General features: G+C 71.3%; 1 protein-coding gene. It reads left to right on the forward strand.

What is annotated here, in order from left to right:
- Positions 1 to 216: 216 nt before the first annotated feature.
- Positions 217 to 752 (forward strand): IS110 family transposase (locus tag ABWV20_RS19135; RefSeq protein WP_353358050.1); only part of this gene is annotated, 536 nt, incomplete at its 3' end.

Raw genomic sequence — 752 nt, forward strand, 5'->3', positions numbered from 1 at the left:
CCCATCGCTCCGGAGGGATGACTGCACTCCCATTAGGTGCTCGGCGGGGCGCTCTCTATTGGGCTGCCCACCAGCGTGATCGGTGTGGCTCACCATCGGTCTGCGGCCCCGCCGGGCGCCGTGACGAGGCGTGGCTCCAGAGGGGACTGCCCTGCTCGTAGTAGCACTGCCCACCTCGCCGTCCACATCGGTCAGGAGCGAAGGCAGGAGCAGCAGATGCAACACATCATCATCGGGGTCGACCCACACAAGCTGGCGGCCACCATCGAGGTCCTCGACGAGCACGAGAGGGTCCTGGGTTCGGGCCGGTTCACCACGGACCGGGCCGGCTACGCGGCGATGCGCAGGTACGCGAAGGCCTGGCCGGAGCGCACCTGGGCGGTCGAGGGCGCCAACGGCGCTGGCCGGCCGCTGGCGCAGCGGCTGCTGGAGGCCGGCGAACGGGTGCTGGATGTCCCGGCCAAGCTCGCCGCGCGGGTGCGGCTCTTCGACACCGGGCAGGGCCGCAAGAGCGACGCGCTGGATGCGCACTCGATCGCGGTCGTGGCGGTACGCACCACGGGCCTGCGGGTGCTGCAGGTCGACGGTGACCTGGAGGCGCTGCGGATCCTGTCGGATCGCCGCGACGCGCTGAGCAGGCGGCGGGTCCAGATCGTCGACCGGCTCCAGGCGCTGCTCGCGGAACTCCTGCCGGGACAGGCGAAGAAGGACACCACCACCGGGCAGGCCAAGGCGATGCTCGCCTCGGTCCG

The organism is Intrasporangium sp. DVR, assembly GCF_040365325.1.
GTDB lineage: Bacteria > Actinomycetota > Actinomycetes > Actinomycetales > Dermatophilaceae > Intrasporangium.